Source organism: Streptomyces sp. NPDC050806, assembly GCF_055586425.1.
This window is the reverse complement of sequence record NZ_JBVJIF010000005.1, coordinates 420677-442341: the sequence shown is the minus strand read 5'-3', so window position 1 is coordinate 442341 and position 21665 is coordinate 420677. Positions and strand designations below refer to the sequence as shown.

The 21665-nt window shown below is 70.4% G+C and carries 20 protein-coding genes; 10 read left to right on the top strand and 10 right to left on the bottom strand.

The genetic code is table 11. From position 1 onward, the window contains the following. The first annotated feature begins 236 nt into the window (after positions 1-236). On the top strand, positions 237-920 hold the full coding sequence (locus tag ACZ6WH_RS18080; protein ID WP_432863235.1) for an AfsR/SARP family transcriptional regulator: 684 nt from the start codon (positions 237-239) through the stop codon (positions 918-920). 100 nt (positions 921-1020) lie between these two features. On the opposite strand, the gene ACZ6WH_RS18075 is transcribed toward ACZ6WH_RS18080, so the two are convergent. After that, a complete protein-coding gene (locus ACZ6WH_RS18075) occupies positions 1021-1200 on the bottom strand; it encodes a hypothetical protein (RefSeq protein ID WP_469729411.1) in 180 nt (59 codons plus the stop codon). 389 nt (positions 1201-1589) lie between these two features. Between ACZ6WH_RS18075 and ACZ6WH_RS18070 the strand changes: the two genes are divergently transcribed. The 7 genes from ACZ6WH_RS18070 (at position 1590) to ssuE (ending at position 7771) form a co-directional block, all read left to right on the top strand. After that, positions 1590-3281: an amino acid adenylation domain-containing protein gene (locus ACZ6WH_RS18070; RefSeq protein ID WP_469729410.1), complete on the top strand. Its 1692-nt coding sequence runs from the start codon at positions 1590-1592 to the stop codon at positions 3279-3281. After that, entirely contained in the window at positions 3278-4495 is a 1218-nt protein-coding gene (locus ACZ6WH_RS18065) for an acyl-CoA dehydrogenase family protein (protein WP_469729409.1), read from the top strand. Before ACZ6WH_RS18070 ends, ACZ6WH_RS18065 begins: the two co-directional genes overlap by 4 nt. 66 nt (positions 4496-4561) lie before the next feature. Beyond that, on the top strand, positions 4562-5131 hold the full coding sequence (locus ACZ6WH_RS18060) for a hypothetical protein (protein WP_469729408.1): 570 nt from the start codon (positions 4562-4564) through the stop codon (positions 5129-5131). Positions 5132-5170: 39 nt separating this feature from the next. Further along, on the top strand, positions 5171-5401 hold the full coding sequence (locus ACZ6WH_RS18055) for a phosphopantetheine-binding protein (RefSeq protein ID WP_361554287.1): 231 nt from the start codon (positions 5171-5173) through the stop codon (positions 5399-5401). Between the two features lie 33 nt (positions 5402-5434). Beyond that, positions 5435-6172: a thioesterase II family protein gene (locus tag ACZ6WH_RS18050; protein ID WP_469729407.1), complete on the top strand. Its 738-nt coding sequence runs from the start codon at positions 5435-5437 to the stop codon at positions 6170-6172. A gap of 112 nt (positions 6173-6284) precedes the next feature. Next, positions 6285-7142: a PAS domain-containing protein gene (locus ACZ6WH_RS18045; RefSeq protein ID WP_469729406.1), complete on the top strand. Its 858-nt coding sequence runs from the start codon at positions 6285-6287 to the stop codon at positions 7140-7142. Positions 7143-7237: 95 nt separating this feature from the next. Next, positions 7238-7771, top strand: coding sequence for an NADPH-dependent FMN reductase (gene ssuE / locus ACZ6WH_RS18040; protein ID WP_469729405.1), 534 nt, complete (start codon positions 7238-7240; stop codon positions 7769-7771). A gap of 19 nt (positions 7772-7790) precedes the next feature. Here the strand turns inward: ssuE and ACZ6WH_RS18035 are convergent, their stop codons facing one another. Continuing rightward, on the bottom strand, positions 7791-8021 hold the full coding sequence (locus ACZ6WH_RS18035; protein WP_469729404.1) for a hypothetical protein: 231 nt from the start codon (positions 8019-8021) through the stop codon (positions 7791-7793). Further along, positions 8018-9238 carry an MFS transporter gene (locus tag ACZ6WH_RS18030; RefSeq protein ID WP_469729403.1) on the bottom strand — a complete coding sequence of 407 codons (1221 nt, stop codon included), beginning with the start codon at positions 9236-9238 and terminating at the stop codon, positions 8018-8020. Before ACZ6WH_RS18030 ends, ACZ6WH_RS18035 begins: the two co-directional genes overlap by 4 nt. A 54-nt stretch (positions 9239-9292) precedes the next feature. On the opposite strand from ACZ6WH_RS18030, the gene ACZ6WH_RS18025 reads away from it, so the two are divergent. Then, positions 9293-10051 carry an AraC family transcriptional regulator gene (locus ACZ6WH_RS18025; RefSeq protein ID WP_469729402.1) on the top strand — a complete coding sequence of 253 codons (759 nt, stop codon included), beginning with the start codon at positions 9293-9295 and terminating at the stop codon, positions 10049-10051. A 199-nt stretch (positions 10052-10250) separates the two neighbouring features. Then, positions 10251-11645 (top strand): radical SAM protein, encoded by a 1395-nt coding sequence (locus ACZ6WH_RS18020; RefSeq protein WP_469729633.1) that lies wholly within the window; start codon positions 10251-10253, stop codon positions 11643-11645. A gap of 158 nt (positions 11646-11803) precedes the next feature. Here the strand turns inward: ACZ6WH_RS18020 and ACZ6WH_RS18015 are convergent, their stop codons facing one another. The 7 genes from ACZ6WH_RS18015 to ACZ6WH_RS17985 all read right to left on the bottom strand — a co-directional run bounded on the left by ACZ6WH_RS18015 (position 11804) and on the right by ACZ6WH_RS17985 (position 21486). After that, positions 11804-14164, bottom strand: a complete 2361-nt coding sequence (locus ACZ6WH_RS18015; RefSeq protein ID WP_469729401.1) for an AbfB domain-containing protein — start codon at positions 14162-14164, stop codon at positions 11804-11806. A 47-nt stretch (positions 14165-14211) separates the two neighbouring features. Further along, positions 14212-15246 carry an ABC transporter permease gene (locus ACZ6WH_RS18010; protein WP_469729400.1) on the bottom strand — a complete coding sequence of 345 codons (1035 nt, stop codon included), beginning with the start codon at positions 15244-15246 and terminating at the stop codon, positions 14212-14214. Further along, positions 15243-16205: an ABC transporter permease gene (locus ACZ6WH_RS18005; protein ID WP_469729399.1), complete on the bottom strand. Its 963-nt coding sequence runs from the start codon at positions 16203-16205 to the stop codon at positions 15243-15245. Before ACZ6WH_RS18005 ends, ACZ6WH_RS18010 begins: the two co-directional genes overlap by 4 nt. Beyond that, the gene (locus tag ACZ6WH_RS18000) at positions 16198-17757 is read right to left on the bottom strand and encodes a sugar ABC transporter ATP-binding protein (protein ID WP_469729398.1); all 1560 of its coding nucleotides are present in this window, start codon (positions 17755-17757) and stop codon (positions 16198-16200) included. Before ACZ6WH_RS18000 ends, ACZ6WH_RS18005 begins: the two co-directional genes overlap by 8 nt. Positions 17758-17844: 87 nt before the next feature. Continuing rightward, on the bottom strand, positions 17845-18939 hold the full coding sequence (locus tag ACZ6WH_RS17995) for an ABC transporter substrate-binding protein (protein ID WP_432863199.1): 1095 nt from the start codon (positions 18937-18939) through the stop codon (positions 17845-17847). A 204-nt stretch (positions 18940-19143) separates the two neighbouring features. Then, positions 19144-20175 (bottom strand): LacI family DNA-binding transcriptional regulator, encoded by a 1032-nt coding sequence (locus ACZ6WH_RS17990; protein WP_469729397.1) that lies wholly within the window; start codon positions 20173-20175, stop codon positions 19144-19146. Positions 20176-20415: 240 nt separating this feature from the next. After that, positions 20416-21486 carry a glycoside hydrolase family 43 protein gene (locus tag ACZ6WH_RS17985; protein ID WP_469729396.1) on the bottom strand — a complete coding sequence of 357 codons (1071 nt, stop codon included), beginning with the start codon at positions 21484-21486 and terminating at the stop codon, positions 20416-20418. Positions 21487-21665: the final 179 nt, after the last annotated feature.

The following is a 21665-nucleotide window of genomic DNA, read 5'->3' as shown; positions in this document are numbered from 1 at the left end:
CTTCTGTGAATTTCGATGGGTCACCGGCATCTGGCACGCAAAGAGATTGGTGGGCACTGGTGTATCGCTCGAAGCTTATGGACGAACTGGATCCTGGACCGTTAGCAAGAACCCGCCCGCTGAACGAGGATGTTGGAGTCGCGGTTCACAGTGGAGTCCTCGGCCCACTGCGCCTGGGTGTCTCCGCTTCGGCCGAAGGCGTCTCGATCGCACCAAAGATTCGCACGGTTATGGCCATGCTGCTGGTCCACGCGGACCAGGTGGTTCCGTTGTCCGCCTTCAAGCGCGAGCTCTGGCGGGAGCGACCGCCCGCCACCGGACTCCGTACCCTGCAGACCTACATCCTGAACTGCAGGAAAACGTTGTCTCAACTCACCGGGTGCCCGTCCTCCCAAGTCGCCCGGGAGATCCTGGTGACCGGGGCGGGCGGCTACGGAATGAAGAGCACCCATATCCGGCTGGACTGGCTGGATTTCCAGCGGATGCGGAACCTGGGAACCAGAGCGCTGGAGCGGGGCGAGACCCAGGCCGGCATCGCACTGCTCGATGACGCGCTGGAGCTGTGGCGGGGCGACGCCCTGGTCGACACCCCGGCGGGCCCGGTACTCGATTCGAAGCGACGGTTCTTCGAGGAGTCCCGGCTCGATGCCATAGCGATACGGGCAGAAGCGCAGATCAAGGCCGGCCTGCACCAGCGAGCCATCACCCAGCTCGCCGCGGTGACCACCATGCACCCTCTCCATGAGGGACTGCACGCCCAGTACGTCCGCGCGCTCGCCCTGGTCGGACGCCGGGCCGAGGCACTCGAAGTGCTGCGGGCGCTGCGCACCCGGCTGGTGAGCGAGATCGGCATCGAGCCCGGCACGCCGCTCAAGGACCTCCAACTGGCCATCCTGTCATCGGAGCCCAGCGCCGTGTGAGCGAGAGGTGCGTGGCCGCGGGGCGGTGCACCACCGCGCCCGGCCACGTTCCGCCGGCCCTCGGCCACCTCGATGCGGGTGCTCGCCGCTGTCGTGGCTCTCACCGCCGGGCCACGTCCCTGACCGCGCCGACCTGCCGCATCAAGGACTTCACGGGTACGTCCGTCGCGGTCAGCGCATGCACGTCCTCCCACGGGCAGAAGCCGGACCGGCTGTCGCCCAGTGAAACGATCAGGTCGCCTGCGCAACGCGCGACGCGGTCGCGCAGTTGCCGCCTCACCGGCCCACTCCGGGCCCCTCGGCCGGCCCTCCCCATCCGGTACGTCTCTCCGGCCTTCGCGGGCCCGTGATGGCAGCCACGGCGCCTCGCCGCCCCGCCTCCCCCTCACCGCTTCCGGGCGCTCCCGGGGCCCCCGCTGCCCCTCTGGCCTGCTTCTTTGCCGTGTTCATGCGCGTTCGTTGAGCGCTTGTGGGGCTCGCTTTCGACAAGACCTCGACAGGGGCTTGCAAGGCTGACAACGCGATCGGCCCCCGCGACGAAGTTCGGTTGCGGCGGCACTCCGCGATGGCCCCCCCGCACCGCCGACTGCCCCACACAGCGCACCTCGTCCTCGCGGCACCCAGCTGACCGATCACCACTCGCCACCCCCGATGGATCCAGGAGAGACCTTGGACAGCCAGGCCTCGGCCCCGCCTCTCACCGCAACCGCAGACCCCGATCCACAGGTCCGCCCCGAACTGCCCCTGGCGCCGGGTGCGGTCACCCGGGCACGGGAACTGGTACTGCGCAACCCCGCGGACCTCGACTCGGCGACCGCCCTCCTCGACCACGTCGCCCGGCACGCCCGGACCCGACCGGACGCCTGCGCGGTCCAGGACCGCGAACGCACGCTGACCTACACCGAGTTGGTCGCCCGGGTCGCCGCGGCGCGGGACGCGATGCGTATCCGGGGGGTGCGCGCCGGCGATGTCGTCGCCTGCGTCGGGCCGCGCAGTGCGCACACGCCGGTGGCCTTCCTCGCGCTGGAGAGCCTCGGGGCGTCGTATCTGCCGATCGACCTGGGCTGGCCGGAGGGCCGCGTCCGGGACGTGCTCGACCGCAGCCGGCCGGCCCTGCTGCTGGACTACTCCGACGGAACCGCCTCCGCCGCCCACTCGGCCGCCGTCGCCGAAGGGATCGGCACCCTCAGCCTGCCGACCGAGGGCAGGCCCGGCGGCCTGGGCGAGGGTCCGTACGGCGACCGTAGCGGCGAGGCCCGCTACACGATCTTCACCTCCGGCACCACCGGTCGCCCGAAGGGCGCCACCATCGAACACCGGGGCCTGCTCAACCACCTGTGGTCCAAGGTGGCCGACCTGGCCCTGGGGCCCGAGGACGCCATCGCCTTCTCCGCACCGCTGGTGTTCGACATCTCCATCTGGCAGATGCTCTGCCCCTTCCTGGTCGGCGGCAGGGTCGTCGTGCTCGACGACGCGGCGATGCGTATGCCGCGCTGGCTGCTCGGTGCCCTCGACACCACGGGCGTGACCGTCGTGGAGCTGGTACCCACCGTCATCGGCCGGCTGATCGACGAGATACGGCGCAAGGACGGACCGGCGCTGCCGGGCCTGCGGTGGCTGCTGTCCACCGGCGAAGAGGTCTACCCCGCCCTCGCGGAGCAGGTGCTCGACACGCTCCCGCACGTGTCCCTGGTCAACGCCTACGGGCCGGCGGAGTGCTCCGACGACGTCACCCTGCACGTGGTGACCCGCGCGGACCTGGCCCGGCCCCGGCTCCCGGTCGGCACGCCCGTGGCCAACTGCACCCTCCACGTCCTGCTCCAGGACGGCGACGGCACCTGGCGGCCGGCCGAACCGGGGGAAAGCGGCGAGCTGTTCGTCGGCGGCACCTGCGTCGGGCTCGGCTACCTCAACGACCCCGCCACCACCGAACGCGCCTTCTTCCGCGACCCCTTCGACCCGGACTCGGCGACCGGACGGATCTACCGCACCGGCGACCTCGCCCGCGTCGAGGACGGGCTCGTGCACTACCTGGGCCGCGACGACCGGCAGGTGAAGGTCGGCGGCGTACGGATGGAACTGGGTGAGATCGAAGCCACCCTCAGCCGGCACCCCGCCGTCGAGAGCTGCGCCGTCACCGTCTCCGACGAGGGGCCCGTCAGCGAACTCGTCGCCCACTACACCCTGCGCAAGGAGGTGCCGCAGCAGGAACTGAAGCAGGCGCTCAGCGCGGCCCTGCCCCCGGTGATGGTGCCGCGGCACTGGCGGAAATGGGACGCGCTCCCCCTGAGCCGCAACGGAAAGATCGACTACCGGTCGCTCACGGCGACCCCCGCCGGACCCCGGAAAGAGGCACGATGACCACGGCAACATCAACGGCCACGGCAACAGCGACGACATTCGAGGGTGCGGGCCGGACCGGCGTCCCCGACCTCGCGGAACGCCTCGCGGCGGTGACCCAGGTCGCCGAGCAGCACCTGGACCGGACCGACCGGGACGCGACGTTCCCCGATGAGGCGCTGGCGCAGCTGCGCGACACCCGCCTGCTGGGCCTGCTGGTGCCCAAGGAGGAGGGCGGCCTCGGCGGCACCCTCGGCGACCTCATCGAGGCCGGCCTGGTGCTCGGGCGTACCGACATGTCGCTGGCCATGATTTTCGTGATGCACTGTCAGCAGGCCGAAGCGGTGGTCCGGCACGCCGCGTCGCCGCTGCGCGAGGAGCTGATCCCGCTCCTCGCCGCCGGCAAGCTGTACCTGGCCTCCGTGACCACCGAGAGCGGCAAGGGCGCGGACCTCTTCAAGTCCGAGGAGCCGCTGCACGAGACGGACGGCACGCTGGAGGTCGACCGGGCGGTCCCCATCTCCACCGGCGGCACGTCCGCCGACGGGTTCCTGATCACCATGCGCAGCCCGTACGCCACGGCCGATCACCATGTCTCCCTCGTCTACGCCCACCGCCACCAGCTGGACGTGCAGGTGGTCGGAGGATGGAGCCCCTTGGGCATGCGGGCCACCCACAGCCTGCCGCTCAAGCTCAGCGGCCGGATCCCCGGCCATCAGGTGATCGGCGAGCACGGTGCCTTCCACCGCATCGTGCAGTCCGTCTTCGGCCCGCTCGCCCACCTCGGCTGGTCGGCCGCCTGGCTGGGCACCGCCTCCGGGGCGCTGTCCCGGGTGCTGCGCCTGCTGCGCGACCCGGCCGGCCGCAAGCGCTTCGACCTCACCTCCGAGTTGCTGCTCACCCGGCTCTCCCGGGCCCGGCAGCGGCTGGAGACCGTGCACGCGCTGCTGCGCCGGACCCAGGAGCTGGCCGAGTCCGGTACGGACTGGTCGGTCACCAGCCACCAGCTGCTGCTGAACAACCTGAAGATCACGGCGGCCGAGGAGTGCCACGCCGCCGTGGAGGAACTCATCGACGCGGTCGGCCTCAAGCACGGCTACCTCCAGGACTCGCCGACCCGCCTGGAAAAGGCCCTGCGCGACCTGCGCTCGGCCGTCCTCAACTTCAGCAACGACCGGCTGCACCTCGCCGACGGGCGGCTGTGCCTGCTGGACCCGGACGTCAGGTTCCACTGAGCGACCGGTCCCTTCGCGGTCACCTCACCCACATCCCACCCGCACCCCACCCTCCGAGGATTCGCCATGCCCGAGAACACCGCCGGAGCCCCGACCCAGAACTGGAACACCGCCCTGAAGTACATCGCGGGGCGCAAGGCAGCCGAGGAGTCCCTGGGATTCGTCGCGCACGTCAGCACCACCGTCCGCGACACCGAGGACGCAACCGGCGTCCTCCCGGCCGTCGCCCGCGCCTGCGCGCCCTTCTTCGCCACCGCGGTCTCGCTGGACGCCGGGCCCACCCACGGGCAGGCCGTCGTCCAGGGCCCGGACGAGCTGACCGCCGTCCTCAAGACGCTGCGCGATCTCGCCGTGGAGGCGGGGCAGCGGCAGCTCGTCATCAGCGAGCACGAGAAGCTCGCCGGCAAGACCGACCCGCGCCACCTGGAGCTGCTGCGGGAGGGGGGCGGTGACTCGGCGGTGGTGGTCTCGCTGGACTACCGCGGGCTGTCCGGCGGCCACGTCGTCTTCGTCCGGGAGGCGAAGCACCGCCGTGGGGTCTACGGCCCCTCGGATCTCGCCCTGGCAAACGAAGTGGCGGACCGCGTAGGGGCGTTCAACGCGCTCATCGGCCTGACCACCCCCGCCGGGCAGTGACCCCACCGGACCGAACGCCGCACGGCACATGGAGGGCTGATGACAGCGACCTGGACGGACGTACGCGACTGGATTCTCGAACGGAATCCGGACCTGACGGACCTGGCGCCCGAGACCGACATCATCGACTCGCGCCTCGTCGACTCCCTGCAGTTCGTCGAGCTCGTCCTGTACATCGAGGACCTGCGCGGAACGGCACTGGACGCGGACGCCGTCAGTCTCGATTCCTTTCGCACCCTCAAGGAGATCGAGCAGAACTTCCTCCAATGACACTGACCGCCGACCTCCGTGCGGGGAGCGACGATGGGCGCTAGTACCCAACGATCCATAGTCTTCCAGGGCGATGCGGACAGGGCCGACGACCTCGTCGTCTTCCTGCCGCCGGCGGGCAGCGTCACCTCGCCGTACTTCCCGATCGGTGATCTTCTCGCGGACACCCTGCCCTCCGTGCACTGCGAGACGCCGGGACGTGGCCGGCTGGCCGCCGAGGAGCCGCCCGGCTCCGTGCACGGCGCGGCCGACCGCTGGGCCACGGAACTGGCCGAGGCCCTGCCGGGGCGCCGGCTGCACTTCTTCGGACACAGCCTGGGCGCGCTGTACGCCTACGAACTGACGCTGCGTTTCGAGGCCCGGCCCGTCTGCGAGGCCGCCAGCCTGTCCGCGTCGGGCGCCCGCGAGCCGGGCAGCACGCCCCGCTCGCTGCTGACCACCGCGTTCGCCGCCCTCCGGGCACCGGACCGGCAGGAGGGCGCCGGGGAGCAGTGGATGGACCGGGACCTGCGGATGCGGGGTGAGTACCGGACCGCTCACCAGGCGGTGCGGGCACCTCTGGCCCTGCTGTGCGGCACCTCGGACCCCTTCGCCCGCCCGGCCGAGATGGAGCGGTGGCAACGCTTCACGAGCGGCCCGTACCTGGGGCTGTCCACCTTCCGCGGCGGCCACGACTACTACCTGTCCGACCCGCGGGCGATCGCGGAGGCCATCGCGCGGACCGTCCACCACAGCCGGCACCCGGAAGGCAGCACGCACCGGAGTGACTGACCGGCCCACCGAACCCTGTCCCCTCACACCGGCACGCCGGAAGCAATCCCTCGTACCTCAACACACCGTAACCAGTACCTCACCTCAGCACCCCGAACGAATGGAGTCAGCAATGCCGAACGACCAGCGGCCCTCGGTCGACCAGCTGATCGATGTCATCGCGAACAGCTCGGTGGGCATCACGGTCACCGACCGCTCCGGCGCCGTCGTCCTGCACAACCGGGCCCAGTCCGTGCTGATGGGCGGGGAGGCCGACCACCTCGGCGGCCGCATCCTGCTCGACGGCTCGGCGGACGGCCTCCAGGAGCTGATCCAGCGCCTGGAGAAGGACCAGCGCGTGGAGAACGTCCAGGTCACCTACCGTGGCATCGACGGCGGGCACGAGCAGACCGCCCGCCTGAACGCCGTGCTGACCGGCAGCGGCGCCGACACCCACATCCACTGGGTGAGCCGGCCGGAGCTGGGCGAGCGGCTCCCGGTCTCCAACAACACCGTCGAGGACGTCACCTCCGACGCCGCCACCTGGATCCGCGCCGTCAACGCGCGCCCGCTGCCCACCCTGGCCCCCGCCAAGGACCAGGAGGACGTGCTGCGCGAGTTCTACGAGGTCGCCCCGGTGGCGATCCACCTGATCGGCGTCAACGGCCAGGTCATGCACGCCAACCCGGCGGACGTCGCCCTCGTCGGATACACCCCCTCGCCGAACGAGTACGTCGGTCAGCACATCCGCACCATCTACGAGGACCAGGGGCTGCTCGACGACTTCCTCGGCCGCTGGGACGAGGACTCGCCGATCATCAACTTCCGGGCCAACTTCCTCACCAGGGAAGGCGCCCCGCAGCCCGTACTGATCTTCTCGACCGCCCAGGCCGAGGGCGGCAGCGTCACCAACACGCGCTGCTTCGTCTTCAGCGACCCGGAGCCGCAGCGCGAGCGGGACACCATCAGCGCCTTCGGCTGGCCGGCCTGACGCGTGGCGGGCGGGCGCGGTCACGTACCGCGCCCGCCCGCCGGTTCCGCACCCGCCAGGTTTCCCGACCGGACCACACGACACCAGGGGTGGCTGTGTCCCACGTATTGGTCATATCCGGCAGCCCGTCAGCGACCTCCAAGACCGAAGCCATCGGCGACCACGTGGCGCGGCGCCTCGCCGAGTCCGAGTGGCACGTCGGGCACCTGAAGGTCCGCACCCTGCCGGCCGCACCGCTGATGAACGCCGACACCACGGATCCCGCGATCGCCGAGGCCCTCGAACAGGTCGCCCGGGCCGATGGCATCGTCCTCGCCACACCGACGTACAAAGCGAGCTTCTCGGGCCTGCTCAAGACCTTCCTGGACCTGCTGCCCCAGTACGGGTTCCGGCAGAAGGCCGTGCTGCCACTGGCCACCGGCGGCAGCATCGCCCATCTCCTCGTCCTCGACTACGCCCTGCGGCCCGTGGCCGTCTCGCTGGGCGCACGGCACGTGGTGCAGAGCTTCTTCCTCCTCAACGAGCACCTCACCTTCCACGAGGGCGAGCCGCAGCTGGCTCCGGACGGCACACGCCTCCTCGACGAGGTGATCGAGCAGTTCCGCAAGTCCCTGATCGCACCGACCTGAACCGGCCGGCCCCGCGACTCTAGGCGGGATCGGCGGCCGCGAAGGCCGCCACCTCGCCCTCGTGGAGCAGCACCACCGCCGCACAGGTGCACCGGCAGTACTCGACGCTGCCGGCCGACGTGGCGTGACTGGACATCAGCTGCCAGTCGGGCTGCTCCAGCCCGGTACGGCACCCCCAGGCGGCCAGCGGGCAGGACTCCTGGGCCGGTGGCCGGGCAGCCTCGGCCGGTGCGGTCGAGGAGGGCGTCACGTGGCGGCTCGCTGGGTCCCGGTCTCCTGGGTGCCGGCCTCCGGCGCGGCTTCCTCACCACTGTCTCCCAACAGGGGCTTGGGCACGGCGGGTTCGGGCAAGGTGCGGAACAGCAGCCAGCTCAGCGCCGGCATCACGATAAGGGGCATCAGGGCCGTACGCAGCGACGTGGCGTCGGCGATGCTGCCGATGATCGGGCTGGTCAGACCGCCGACGCTGACCATGAGGCCGAGGGTGATGCCGCTGGCCGTTCCGACGCGGGTGGGCAGATAGTCCTGGGCGAGGGTGACCTGCAGCGAGAACGGCACGTACAGGCCGATCGAGGTCAGCGCCACGAACAGGTAGATCGCCGGGCCCGGCACGAACACCACGCCGGCGACGGCGGCGGCCGTGACCAGGTACGCCGTGCTCACCACCGTGACCCGGTCCCAGCGGTGCGCCAGGTTGCTGCCGACGACCGTGCCGACGGCACCTCCGAGGTAGAGCACGAACAGGGCGGCCGACCCGGCGACCGTACCGCCGCCCGTCTGCTCCCGGACGTGGAACGCGATGAAGGTGCTCAGCCCGACGAACGCGATCGACCGGCACACCACGGCCAGTGACAGCCGCACGAACGAGTTCCAGTCGTCCCGGCCCTCCGCGGCCCCCTTGCCGCCGGCGGCCTGCGGCACCTTCGCCAGCGCCCGCAGCACCGGCAGCGTCAGCACGCTGCCGACCAGCGCGGGCAGGATCAGCAGCGGGGACAGCCGCAGTCCGCCGGTGGCGATCACAGCGGTGACCAGGAGCGGAGCAGCGGAGAAGCCGACGTTGCCGCCCAGGGAGAACCACCCCATGGAGCTGTGGCGGCCCTTGCTGGCGACCCGCGCGAGGCGTGCGGATTCCGGATGGTAGGCGGCGACTCCGATGCCGGACAGCGCCACGAACACCAGCGTGAGCGCGTACGAGCCGGTGATCCCGCTCAGCGCCACACCGAGTCCGCCGAGCAGCGTGCTCACCGGCAGCAGCCAGGGGATGGGGTGCCGGTCGGTGAGCGCTCCGAAGAAGGGCTGCGCCACCGAGGACAGGAGGCTGGCGGCGAGCACGATGCCCGAGGCCGCGGCGTACGTGTAGGCGCGCTCGGCGACGAAGAACGGGACCAGGGCGGCCACGGCGCCCTGGTAGACGTCCACACAGGCATGTCCCACCGACAGCAGCACGATCGACTTGTTCCTTGGCATAGCGCCATGGTCGGCCGTGGCCGCCATGCCGTACTTCCGATATTCTGCCAATCAATGAGGGAAATCCGCCATGAGTCGGTGGCACCCACCAACGCCCGCTGGCTGGCCCCCGGCGCAGGCATCGACGCCCATCGCCACGACGACCACCAGATCGTCTACGCGGGCCGGGGCGTACTCGCCGTCACCACCGGCGCGGGCTCATGGACGGCCCCGGCCACCCGGGCGATCTGGGTACCGGCCGGCACCGTGCACTCCCACCAGGCACAGGGCGAGCTCGAACTGCACCTGATCGGCCTGCCCGCCGACACCAACCCGCTCGGCCTGGACGAGCCCACCGTGCTGACCGTCGGCCCACTGCTGCGCGAGCTGATCCTCGCCTGCACCCGCGATCCCGCGGACGACAGCCCGGAACAGCGCCGCCTGCGTGCCGTCCTCTGCGACCAGCTGCGGGTCTCCCCCCAGCAGCCCCTCCACGTGCCGACACCCACCGCGCCACAGCTCAAGGCGCTCTGCGCGATCCTGCACGCCGACCCGGCCGACAACCGCACTCTGGCGGCCCTGGGCAGGCAGGTCGGCGCCAGCGAGCGGACGCTGTCCCGCCTGTTCAAGGCCGACCTGGGCATGACGTTCCCGCAGTGGCGCACCCAGCTGCGGCTCGGCCACGCCCTGGCGCTGCTCGCCCAGGACACGCCGGTGACGGTCGTGGCGCACCAGTGCGGCTGGTCCTCGGCCAGCGCGTTCATCGACATCTTCCGCCGTACCTTCGGTCACACACCGGGCCGCGCCGCGACCACGGCCCGCCGTGATCGCTGAGGGTGAAGACGCGCGCACCGTACGCGGTCATCAAGGGGCATCGGCGCGCCCGGAACGGCGATCCCGGGCCGGAAAGGATCACCGAACGGGGAGGCAGGTGTGCGGGCGATTCGGGCGCAGGAGTACCGTCGGGGGCGCCCCCGGGCCGCGAAGTGAGGAGTTCGTTCACACCATGCCGTCATCCCCGACGCCGTTGCCGATGCCGTCCCCCGTGCCGTCCCGCCGGGCCCCGTCCCCCCAGCAGGACCTGCAGGGACACCCGAACCGGACCGCCCTGGTCGAGGACCTGATGCAGCGCTTCCCGCACATCCCGCGCGAAGCGGTGATCAAGGAGGACCTGCTCCGGGGCGGAATGGCCTTCGACGACTCGGCGCTCAGCGACACGACCGACGAAGCGACCGGCGAGGTCAAGCCGAAGTCCTACTTCATCTTCTCCTTCGACCACCGCACGCTCCCCGAGCTGGGTGAGGCCGCGCTGCGGCGGCCTCCGGAGGAGGTCGTGCTCACCGGCGGCCCGTACGACCTGCGCCGTACCGTCGTCTCGGTGCGCGTGAACCCGGACTCGCCCTACCGGGTGCGGGCCGGCGAGGACGGCGCCCTCGGGCTCTACCTCGACGGGAAGCGGATCTCGGACGTCGGCCTGCCGCCGATGCCGGACTACTACCGGCACACGCTGGCCAACGGCAAGTCGGTGATGGAGGTGGCACCCACCATCCAGTGGGGCTACCTGATCTATCTGACGGTCTTCCGGGTGTGCCAGTACTTCGGCGCCAAGGAGGAGTGCCAGTACTGCGACATCAACCACAACTGGCGCCAGCACAAGGCCGCAGGCCGCCCGTACACGGGAGTCAAGCCCGTCGAGGAGGTGCTGGAGGCGCTCCAGATCATCTCCGACCACGACACCCTCGGCGCCTCCAGCGCCTACACCCTCACCGGTGGCTCGATCACCTCGAAGGTGCAGGGCATGGACGAGGCGGACTTCTACGGGATGTACGCCAAGGCCATCGAGGAGCGGTTCCCCGGCCGCTGGACCGGCAAGGTCGTCGCGCAGGCGCTGCCCAAGGACGACGTCAAGCGCTTCCACGACTACGGCATCCGCATCTACCACCCGAACTTCGAGGTCTGGGACAAGCGCCTCTTCGAGCTGTACTGCCCCGGCAAGGAGCGGTACGTCGGCCGCGAGGAGTGGCACCGCCGCATCCTGGACTCGGCGGACGTGTTCGGACCGCGCAACGTCATCCCGAACTTCGTCGCCGGCGTCGAGATGGCGGCGCCGTACGGCTTCAACACCGTGGACGAGGCCGTCGCCTCCACCACCGAGGGCCTGGACTTCTTCATGTCCAACGGCATCACCCCGCGGTTCACCACCTGGTGCCCGGAGCCGACGACGCCGCTGGGCCGGAGCAACCCGCAGGGCGCGCCGCTGGAGTACCACATCCGGCTGCTGGACGCGTACCGCTCGGCGATGCAGCGGCACGGCCTGTCCTCGCCTCCCGGCTACGGTCCGGCGGGCGCCGGCCGGGCGGTGTTCTCGGTCAGCTCCTTCATGGACACGCTGCCCGCCGAGGAAGGCGCTCCCGTCTCCGGCGAGTGACCGCGCGACGGATCACGCTCGGGCAGCAGCCCCTCATGCGCTCCGGCTGCCTCAGGGCTGCCGGAGCGCCTTCGCGGGCGCAGCCCCACGAATGACCGGCCCGGTGTGCCGCCACGCACCGGGCCGGCCGCTGTCGCCGGACGGTCGCTACGCGCCCGTCACGGTGCCCACGGGGCCTCCACCGTCCAGGTGGTGTCCTCGGTGAACAGGGTGGGGGTGTCCCAGGCGTGGGTGCCGCCCGGGGTGGCCAGCCGCAGTTCGCTGTCGTAGTGGCGCAGGTACTGGTCGGGGAAGTTGTACGCGGACAGCCGCACTCCCCCGTTGGCGCCCCGGACGGGGCAGAACGTGGCGTCGGCCCGGTACAGATCGCCGCTGCCCGCCTCCTTGTAGACGCGGTACTCGCGGTGGCGCAGATATTCGCCGGGGTAGTTGCGCGATTCGAAGGAGTAGCAGGTGCTGTTGGCGAGGCCGGGGACGATCTTCCACGTGGCGTCGTTCTTCAGCAGCCCGTCGCTGCCACTGCCCACGACCTCCGTGAAGACGGCGCCGTCCTTGTGCCGCACGTACCGGTCGGTGAGGCCCGCTGTCGTCACGCGGAGCGACTTGTACTGGCCGTTGGGCAGGGTGACGGGTGCCGAGGGTGAGCGGGAGGCGTTGATGAGGGCCTGGTTGGCGGCCCGGACCCGGGCCTCGTCGACCTTGACGACCTGCCGGTCATAGGTGAGCAGGCCGTTCGCCTCGTTCTCCACGTCGGTGATCTCGGTGTAGACCGCGGCGGACAGTCCGCGTGGCATGCGGACCTCGCGGATGGCGTCGAGCAGCCCGATGAACCGGTTGTTGAGGTGGGCGGGGTCGGGCTGGTCCTCGTAGCTGAAGCCGCCGCCCGGGTACCACTCGTGGCCCGCCACCTTGTAGCCGAGGCCGCCGTACTCGCCGAGGACGGCGGCGCGGGTGGCGCTGGGCACGGTGGTGCCGGGGCCGACGTAGACGTGGTGGTCGACGACGTCGCCGTTGCCGCCGTCGACGGAGCCGCAGCAGTTGACGCCGCTCATGTTGTCGACCAGCCGGGAGGGGTCGTACGCCTTGACGTGGTCGGCGATGCGGGCCTGGTCGTACTGGCCCCAGCCCTCGTTCTCGTTGACCCACAGCACGAGCGACGGGGAGCTGCGGTGCTGGTCGATGATTCGGTCGTACTCCGCCTCCCACTGGGTGCGGGCGGCCGAGTCCGGGGTGCGCAGGTCCATGGCGGGCATGTCCTGCCAGACCAGCAGGCCCAGCTTGTCCGCCCAGTAGAACCACCGTTGCGGTTCCACCTTGATGTGCTTGCGGACCATGTTGAATCCCAGGTCCTTGTGCTTCTGGAGGTCGTACTTGAGCGCGGCGTCCGTGGGTGCGGTGTAGATGCCGTCCGGCCAGTAGCCCTGGTCCAGGGGGCCGGTCTGGAAGACGAACTTGCCGTTGAGTACGGGGCGCAGCACTCCGTCGACCTTCGCCACGCCGATCGAGCGCATGCCGGCGTAGCCGCCGACCGAGTCGACGGTCGACGTGCCGGAGAGCAGGTCGGCCTTGACGTCGTAGAGGAAGGGGTCCTCCGGCGTCCACAGGTGCGGGTCGGGAACCGGCACGGTGAACTCACTGCCGACCGGCCCGGTGGCGGTGCCCACCGTGCGCCCGCCCGTGGAGACCGTGACGCGGGCCCGGTGGCCGTTGGTTCCGGCGCCGCGGACGGTGACCTTCAGGCGGTTGTCGGCGAGGTCGGGGACCATGTCGACGCGGGTGACGTGCGCGGCGGAGGTGGGCTCCAGCCAGACCGTCTGCCAGATGCCGGAAGCGGCGGTGTAGAAGATGCCGCCGCCGGGGTGCGGGGTGACGTCGTTGATGCGCTGCTTGCCGACGGCCTGGCCTCCGGTCTGGGTGGGGTCCCAGACGGAGACGACGACGGTGTTGGTGCCGCCGTTCAGGAGGTCGGTGATGTCGTAGGAGAAGGCGTCGTAGCCGCCGCTGTGCGTGGCGCCGGCCTGCCGGCCGTTGACCCAGACGGTCGTACGCCAGTCGCTGGCACCGAAGTTGAGCTGGACGCGGCGGCCATTCCAGTCCGACGGCACGGTGAAGGTGCGCTTGTACCAGAGCTTGTCGTTCTGCGTGATCTTCCGCTGGATGCCGGAGAGCGCCGACTCGGCAACGAACGGGACCCGGATCTGCTCGGACCAGGTCGTGGGCTGCCCCGCGTCCTTGCCGGTCACCGCGAAGTCCCAGATGCCGTTGAGGTTGGCCCAGTCGGGGCGGGTGAGCTGGGGGCGCGGGTACTCCGGCAGCGGCTTGTCGGTGGGGACCTGGTTCGTCCACGGGGTGGTCATGGGCGAGGGCTTGGGGGTCCAGGCCCGGGGTGCGGCGGCCGCGGTGCCGGAGGCCGCCAGGGCCGTGCCCAGCAGGGTCAGCGCGGCCAGTGCGGTGGTGGCCCGTTGGGCCCACCGTCTGAGCCGGGGCGCGGGGGAACGACGTGCGGGTGAGCGACGCATCGTGACTCCTTGAGGGGTGGGGGTGGGAGACGTGCGCGTACGGGCCTTCACATCAGCTGCCGCCTGCGGCCGAGCCAGGTCTGGGCGATGACCACGACGGCCAGGAACGCGCCGCTGACGACCTGCTGGTAGGAGGAGTCCAGCGAGCCGATCTGATTGATGACGTTCTGGATCACCTTCAGCAGCAGAACGCCGACCAGCGAGCCGCTGATGTAGCCGAGGCCGCCGGTCAGCAGGGTGCCGCCGATGACGACGGCGGAGATGGCGTCCAGCTCCATGCCGTTGCCGAGGATGGTCACGCCGGAGGCGAGCCAGGCGGCGTTGAGCGCGCCGGCCAGCCCGGCCAGCACACCGGACAGGGCGTAGACAATGATCTTGGTGCGGGCCACCGGGGCACCCATCAGGGCCGCCGCGTCCTCGTTGCCGCCCACCGCGTACACGTGCTGGCCGAACCCGGTACGGCGCAGCACGACGGCGCCCGCTACGAACAGGGCCAGCATGATCCATACGGGGTTGCCGAGGCCGAGGGTGGTGCCCTGGCCCAGTTCGGCGAGGAACGATCCCTTGCCGATGAGGTAGGTGTCGGCACCCTCGTCCGTGAGGGCCAGCAGCAGACCGCGCGCTCCGAGCATGGCGGCCAGGGTGACGATGAAGGGCGCCAGCCGGGAGCGCGCCACCAGCAGACCGTTGACGAGGCCGATCGCACCGCAGACCACCAGCGGCAGCAACAGGGCGAGCAGGGAGCCGTTGCGTGCGCCCCAGGCGGCCAGCACACCGCCGAGGGCGAACAGGGAGCCGACGGACAGGTCGATGCCGCCAGTGATGATCACGAAGGTCATGCCCAGGGCGACGACGGCGAGGAACGCCGAGCTGGTCGCCATGTTCGCGATGTTGTCGCCGGTGGCGAAGGAGTCGAGACCGAACGACGCCACCAGGAAGACGATCACCAGGACGGCCAGCGCACCGTGCTGCTGGCCCAGCGCGCTCAGCCGCTCGGAGCGGGCGTGTCCGACCGGTTCGGAAGCGGCCGTCGGTTCGTTGCTCGCCGTGGTCACGGGAGTGCCGGTCTCCGTGGCGGTCATCGCTTCCCCCGTCCCCGTGCCGCGTAGACCGCGCACACGATCACTATGGCCTGGGCGATCTGTGTCCACGAGGGGGGCAGATCGTGCTTGATGAGGGTGGCGGTGAGCAACTGGATGAGGACGGCTCCCGCCACGGTGCCGCCGATGTTGACCCGGCCGCCGCTCAGCGGGGTGCCACCGACCACGACGGCGGTGATGGCGGAGAGTTCCATCAGGTTGCCGAGGGAGGTCGGGTCGCTGGCCTGGAGCCGGGCGGTGGCGAGGACGCCGGCCACGGCCGCGAGCAGCGCGGAGAGTACGTACACCACGATCAGCACGCGACGTACCGGCAGGCCGGCGAGCTGGGCCGCGGGGCGGCTGTCGCCGATGGCGAGGAGACGGCGTCCGAAGGTGGTGCGGCGCACCACGAAGGCCACCAGCAGCGCCAGGACGGCGGCGATCAGGATGAGGTAGGGAATGCCCACGATGTCGGCGGAGCCCAGGGAGGCCAGGGCGGGGTTGTGGAGGTCCTTCAGCTGCGGCAGCAGCACCAGGGCGAGGCCCCGGCCGCCGACCATGAGGGCCAGAGTGGCCACGATGGGCTGTACTCCCACCAAGGCGACCAGCGCCCCGTTGGCGAGGCCGGCTCCGGCGGCGAACAGTGCCACCACCAACAGGGCCGGCAGCAGGCCGTAGCCGAGGTAGAGCGCCGTCACCGAGGCCGCCAGTGCCATCACGGCACCGACCGACAGGTCGACGCCCTCGGTGCCGATGACCAGGGCCATGCCCAGCGCGACGATGATGACCGGGGCGACCTGCACGGCCTGCGTACGGAAGTTCTCCGCTGACAGGAAGTGCGGTGTGATGACGATGTTGACGACCAGCAGCAGTGCCACTCCGACGTACACGCCGTAGGTCTGCAGCCACTGCAGGACGCGGGCCTTGTCCAGCGGGGCGATCCGCAGGGTGGCTTCAGCCATCGGTGGCCGCCTTCCCGGCCGCGTCCGGCGCCGGAGCGTCCCCGGCGATGGTCCGCATCAGCTTGTCCTCGGTGACGTCGTCGCCGGTCAGTTCGCCGACGACCGCACCGTCCTTCAGTACGACCACGCGGTCGGACCCTTCGATCAGTTCCTCCAGGTCGGAGGAGATGAGCAGGACGCCCAGGCCGTCGGCGGCCAGTTCGTCCACAAGTTTCTGCACCTCGGCCTTGGCGCCGACGTCGATGCCCCGGGTGGGCTCGTCGAGCAGCAGCACCTTGGGGTTCATCGCCAGCCAACGGGCCAGGAGCACCTTCTGCTGATTGCCGCCGGAGAGTTCGCCGACCTTCTGGTACGGCGAGGACGCCTTGATCCGCAGCCGTTCGACGAACGTGTCGACGACGCTGTCCAGGCGGGCCTCGGAGACCAGTCCGAAGCGCGAGAGACGGGGCAGGGCGGCCAGTGCGATGTTCTCGCGGACGGAGAGGCCGGGGACGATGCCTTCACTCTTGCGGTCCTCGGGCAGCAGGCTGATGCCCGCCCGGATGGCGGCAGGGGTGGAACCGCCCCGCAGCGGGACGCCGGCCACCATGACGTTCCCCGAACGCACCGGCAGGGCGCCGGAGATGGCCTTCGCCGTCTCGGTGCGTCCGGAGCCGAGCAGCCCGCCCAGTCCGACGACCTCGCCCGGCCGGATGCGTACGGATACGTCGTGCAGCTTGTGCGCGACCGTCAGGCCGTCCGCTTCCAGCACGGGCCGGGCGTCGGCGACCTGGTGATCGCCGGCGAACTTCGTCAGCCCCTCCTTGCGCACCTCGCCCAGCTCCCGGCCGAGCATGGTCGACACCAGCGCCAGCCGGTCCAGGCCGGCCAGGGGGCCGTGGTGGACGCGACGGCCGTCGCGCAGCACGGTGACCGTGTCGCACACCGCGTACAGCTCATCGAGGCGGTGGCTGACGTAGACCACCGCGATGCCGTCGTCACGCAGCCGCCGGATCACCGAGAAGAGGGTCTCCACCTCGCGCGGTTCGAGGGAGGAGGTCGGTTCGTCCATGATGACGATCCGCGCGTCGGTCGCCACCGCACGGGCCAGCGCCACCATCTGCTGAGCGCCGACGCCGAGGGTACGCAGCGGCTGCCGGACGTCCACCCGCACGCCGTAGGTGCGCAGCGTTTCCCCGGCCACCCGGTGCATCCGGGCGAAGTCCAGCAGGCCCAGCCGGGTGCGTGGCTCGCGGCCCAGGAAGAGGTTGCGGGCCACGCTCAGCAGCGGGATGAGGTTGACCTCTTGGTAGATGGTCGAGATGCCGGCCTTCTGGGCCTCCAGTGGGGTGGCGAAGGAGACCTTGCGGCCCTGGAAGGTGATGTCCCCCGCGTCGGGCCGGTGGACGCCGGTGAGGAGCTTGATGAGAGTCGACTTGCCGGCGCCGTTCTCGCCGATCAGGGCGTGGACCTCACCGGGACGCAGGGTGAGGTCCACGTCGTCCAGGGCCCGGACGCCGGGGAAGGACTTGCTCAGTCCGCGGACGGCGAGGACTTCGGCCGGGGCAGACACCTGTGCCTCCTGAAAGGGTGGTGAGGCGAGTGGGAGGGGAAGGGGCGGGACCGAGCAGGGCCATGAGCGACCGCCCGTGTCATGGCGTCAGTACGCCTTGCCGATGTCCTGCTTGGCGTTGTCCGCGGTGTAGGCGCTGTCCTGGATGACGACGTCCTGGGGCACCTTCTCGCCCTTGGTGAAGGTGTCCAGCGTCTGGAACGCCAGCGGGCCGAACCGCGGGTTGGACTCGACGACACCGCTGATCCAGCCGTCCACCACCCCCTGGACCGCGCTGCGGGTACCGTCGACCGTGACGATCTTGATGTCCCCGGACTTCTTGCCCGCTCCCTTGAGCGCGGCCATCGCGCCCAGGCCCATCTCGTCGTTCTCCGCGTAGATGCCCTTGATCCCCGGCTTGGACTGGATGAGCTGCTCGGTGACCTGCTGGCCCTTCTCGCGGGTGAAGTCACCGGTCTGCTCGAAGACGACCTTCAGGCCCGGGGCCTTCTTCTCGATCTGCTCCTTGAACCCCTTGGTGCGCTCGGTGGTGACGTTGTTCCCCGCGGAGCCGAGCAGGATCGCGACCTCTCCCTTGCCGCCGGTCGCCTCGATCATCTGATCGGCGGCGCGCCGGCCCTGCTCGACGAAGTCGGAGGCGATGAAGGAGACGTAGTCCTTGCAGGCAGTCGCATTGATCTTGCGGTCGATCGTGACGATCGGGACCTTCTTGGCGGCGGCCGCCTTCAGCACCGGGTCCCAGCCGTCGGAGTTGAGCGGTGCGATGACCAGCAGGTCGACGCCCTTGGCGAGCAGGTCCTGCACATCGCTGATCTGCTTGGAGAACTGCGACTGGGCGTTGGCCGTCAGCAGCTTGACGCCGCGTCTGGAGGCCTCGTCCTTGATGGACTTCGTCTCGGCGATGCGGAACGGGTTGGCCTCCTTCTCCGACTGGGAGAAGCCGACGGTCGCGCCCTTCAGGTCCAGCTTCTCGGCGCCGTAGGCGTCGATGGTGCAGCTCTTGCTGCCGGGCTTCGGCGTGACGACCTTCTGCCCGGCATCGGCGGCCGACGAGGACTTTTTGCCGTCCGACACGTCGTCCTCCGACTTCGCGCAGCCGGTGGCGGCCAAGGCCACCGCGGCGGCGGCGACCACGAGCGCAGGACGGGCGAGGAGGTGCGGGCGGTGAGTGGTGTGCTGCATGAAGACCCCGTTCCGGGTGGAGCCGAGAGGAATTGGGGAAGCCGAACGACGAGCGGAAGTGGCGCTTCTCCCCCAGGCGTTGGACGTTTTAGGTCCGTCGCAAGGGGTTTTTACATCGTTGGAAGGATGCTGTAAACCCTTCGTGCACGACAGGAGGACTTCGGCAGGCAAGTCGCCGACCTTCGAAGGCCGTTGGCGCGGCACTCAAGCATGTCGGCCGCCGCTCGCCGTACGGCGCCCCAGCGTGCTCTCCCGCTCGACGAGGCGGTGGCTCGCCCGGATGCGCCTGTGCTCGGGCGTCCTGCCGCTGAGCCGTGCGAGCACCGACTCCACCGCGAGCCGGCCGATGGCCCCCTTGTCCGGCGACACGGACGTGAGCGTCACCGTGCCGAAGCGCCCCTCGACCACGTCGTCGAACCCGGCCACCGCGACGTCCTCGGGCACGCGCAGCCCCCACTCGTGGAGCACCCGCATCGCGCCGATGGCCATCGGGTCGTTGTAGGCGAAGACCGCGTCGGGACGTCGCCCGGCCCGCAGAATGCCGGTCATGGCCGCGGCGCCGGCCGCGAACCCCCAGCCTTCGGTGACGGCCACGAGCCCGTCGTCGTCGGGCAGGCCCGCGGCGGTCAGCTCCTCGCGCCAGCCGCGGACCCGCAGTTCGGCGGGCTCACTGCGGCCGCGCCGGGCGCCGATGAACGCCACCTCCCGGCGTCCCAGGGCGACCATGTGGCGGACGGCGGCGCGGGCCGCCGCGACGTTGTCGATGGCGATGTGGTCGTACGGCAGGTCGTACTCGCGCTCGCCGAGCAGCACCAGCGGCGCGTCCTCCGCGCGGTCGCACAGGTCGTCGGCCTCCAGCTCGATGGGGCTGAGGATCAGTCCGTCGATGACCCGCGCCCGGAAGGCCTGGCTGACGAGGATCTCCTGCTCGCGGCGGCCACCGGTGTGGTCCAGCAGCACGATGTAGTCGTGCTCGGCCGCCGCGTCGATGACCGCGGCGGCAAGCTCGGCGAAGTAGGGGTTGCCGAACTCGGGCAGCGCGAGGGCGATGATGCCCGTACGCCCCTTGCGGAGGTGCCTGGCCGCGAGGTTGGGCCGGTAACCGAGCGCGTCGATGGACCGCTGGACGCGCTCTCGCATCGCCGGTGTCACGTGCGGGTAATCGTTCACCACGTTCGAGACGGTCTTGATGGAGACCCCCGCGTGCGCGGCGACGTCCTTGAGGCTGACCCGCACGTCGATCCCTTCCCGAACGGCCCGGCTCCGGTGGCCGGTGCGGGTCCCGTGTCAGTCACCATCGTGAGCCGTGCGCCAAGCCTTGGTGTGCAATTTTACAACGTTATACGGCGCGCGTGCCGCGCTGACAAGACGAGGCACCAGGTCCGTGTGGTGCCGCTGTCCGGTGCCGGTGTGTGCCCGCTGCCGGCCGGCCGGGGAAGAAGCCGGCAGCGGGCGCTGCGTCCAAGGACAGACCGCCTACTCGAAGAACTTGATGCTCCAGCCGGTGTCCGAGTTCGGCCCCGGCACGTTGGCGCGGCTGTAAGTGGCGTTGCCCCACCAGGTGAACGTGCCGGTGTACCAGTACCGGTTCTCCCACGAGTACGGCGTTCCCTTCGGAACGGCGTGGAACATCAGGGGGAACTTCGGGCCCGCGGGCGGGCTGGTGTTGATGTCGCCGTTGAGCAGGACGAAGCTGTGGTGGCCGGGGCCGTTGACGTACAGGGTCGGGTCCCAGCCGGACATCATCGTCGCGCGGTTGGAGCCGAAGAGGCAGCCGTTCGACTTGTACCAGTCCCACACGTAGGTCGGGTCGCCGCCGGCCCGCAGACGCAGGTCGGCGAGGCAGTACTGCTCACTCCAGCTGCCGTTGGCGGAGTACACGATGTGCAACTGCCCGCTCGGGTCCTTGATGGCTTCGGGCGCTTCGTTGATGAACGGGTTGCCGACCACTCGCTCCCAGCTCTCCCGCGGCTGCGAGATGACGTACCGGGCGCCGGTGGGTACGGTGGGGCTGCTCATCCGGGCGATGTAGAGGTTCTGCTCGACGTTGGTGTCACCGGCCCAGCCCGACCAGACGAACCAGCGCTGTCCGTTGAAGGTGAACAGGGTCCCGTCGATGGCCCACTTGTCGTCCGGCAGCGCCAGCTTCGTCTCGGCGCTGTAGCCACTGTCCGCGGCGGCGGAGCTGATGACGTACATCCGGTGCGCCGCACCTCGGCCGGCCGAGAAGTAGATGTAGTAGCGGCCGCCGTCCCGCACGATCTCGGGAGCCCAGACCTCTCCGAGGCTCCGGGTGTCCGACCAGACCTGCCGGGCGGGCGCCGAGGCGAGATCGGCCGTCGACGGAGCTTGGCGCACGGCGATGCCGCCGCCGGTCGACTGCACCGAGATGTAGGTGCTGTCGACCCGGATCACGCTCGGGTCGGCGGCCCGAAGACCGGTCTGGTCCGCCCGGGCCGGCTCGGCGGACGACAAGGACATCACGGTGGCGAGGGCGCCGGCCAGCACGAATGCGGCGGCGCCGGATAGACAACGAGAAAGCTTCATGGTCCCGTCCCATCGATTCCGCCTCTCCCAGGCCGCTTTACATCGATAGAAGAGGGCTCCGACAGCATTGCGACTAGCGCTGGACATGTCAACGCGTCGGCGAATGCGGGGCGTTGGGTCATTCACCCGCTACGGGGGATGCCGCCCGGCGCCATCTGCTGCTCAATGACGTGCACCCC